Source organism: Kitasatospora nipponensis, from assembly GCF_039528135.1.
GTDB lineage: Bacteria > Actinomycetota > Actinomycetes > Streptomycetales > Streptomycetaceae > Kitasatospora > Kitasatospora nipponensis.
In genome coordinates, this window is sequence record NZ_BAAALF010000465.1 from 1 (window position 1) to 1,330 (window position 1,330).

The window sequence follows — 1,330 nt, forward strand, 5'->3', positions numbered from 1 at the left end:
CCGACCAGCGCGGCTTCCAGGTCCAGCCCAAGCGGTGGGCGGTGGAACGCACATTCTCCTGGCTCACCGCCCACCGGCGTCTCGCCCGGGACTACGAGAGCAGTCCGGCTCGATCGGAGACCATGATCCGCTGGGCAATGATCGGCATCATGGTCCGCCGACTCACCCGAGGCCGGCCAGCCACCCGCCCAGGCCCGCGCCCGCTCGTGGGCTCCGCATCCCGATAAGTTGTCTGACTCAGCTGAGCGGTTCGAGGACGTCGGGTGTTCCGTCAATGGCAGGACCGCAGTCCGCAGGAAGGTGCGAGACTACGAGCTCCACGGCCGCATCGGCTGTAAGGGAGCCAATGACCTGCCCTCCCGGCTCATACAGCCGAATCACGCGGAACCCTCCGTGGTCGGGAAAGATCGAGGGCACGTCTTTCGACCAAGGGAAGCCAGTGCAGCGGCTGAACTGAAGCGATCCATGACTGACGAGCGGAAACAGGCCCCGGAGGACAGGGTTTGCATACGCCGCCTCTACAAGGGCTCTGTCGATGTGGTTCGCCTTCATCTCCCGCACGAGCTGCCACTGGGCTGCCACAGGGTCGGTAGGTGCTGTCCGGAGCGTGTCGTTGTCGGCCATGCTCGGACATTAGCGAACTCTGGAATGACTGATCCACGTGCCAGGCCCCTTGGCTGACGAGGCAACGCTTCCACCCGTGCCCCATCTGCCACGTTGCCCGACACCATTCTCAGCAGCGCGGCGGTCGCTCTGGTGGCACTCCAGCCACGGGACACGGCAGATCTCAAACGCGGTCTGAGGGAATGGCATCGCGCAGAGGAACTGTCCGTCACATCGAAACGGGCGACGCGGCCGGTAGCCTTCATTTTGCCGGAATCGAGTATGTCCGGGATAATCTGCCAATCTCCCGTAGCGCCAATCTGCGAACTTCGCCGATCGGCGGATACATACTGTCCATGGTGATCGGCTTGTCCAGGGCCTTCAAGCGGTCGCGCAGCCCGCGTTTCCATTGCTTCTTGATGCGCACGGTCCAAGCTTTGGCTGGCCACTTGGTGCCGGAGACTGCATTCTTCGGGAAGAAGATACTGAGATTAGAAGTCTCATCCAACTGTTGTGCGGCGAGCCGCTTTCCCTTGAACATCATGGTTCGGTCGGGATAGCTGGCGGTCAGGCCGCCGACGAGGAAGCGGCCCCGCTGAGCGCGCATGCGGGGGTCGAGGTCGTGGGGGTGAATCACCGCGACCCGGTTCGTCCAGGTGGACTTGGCGTAGTGGGGCCCGAGCGCGGTGCCCTCCCACTCCAGTGGCTCCTGGGCGGTGAGGTCGAT

The 1,330-nt window shown here is 63.7% G+C and carries 3 protein-coding genes; 1 reads left to right on the forward strand and 2 read right to left on the reverse strand.

Features of this window, described 5'->3' with window-relative positions; genetic code table 11:
• On the forward strand, nt 1-227 hold a 227-nt coding region (locus tag ABD323_RS41220; RefSeq protein WP_344447220.1), incomplete at its 5' end, for a transposase.
• Between the two features lie 10 nt (nt 228-237).
• Here ABD323_RS41220 and ABD323_RS41225 read toward each other — a convergent pair.
• The gene (locus ABD323_RS41225) at nt 238-624 is read right to left on the reverse strand and encodes a DUF6193 family natural product biosynthesis protein (RefSeq protein ID WP_184916367.1); all 387 of its coding nucleotides are present in this window, start codon (nt 622-624) and stop codon (nt 238-240) included.
• 241 nt (nt 625-865) lie between these two features.
• Nucleotides 866-1,330, reverse strand: a 465-nt coding sequence (locus ABD323_RS41230) for a hypothetical protein (RefSeq protein WP_344447221.1), incomplete at its 5' end; no start/stop codon positions are given.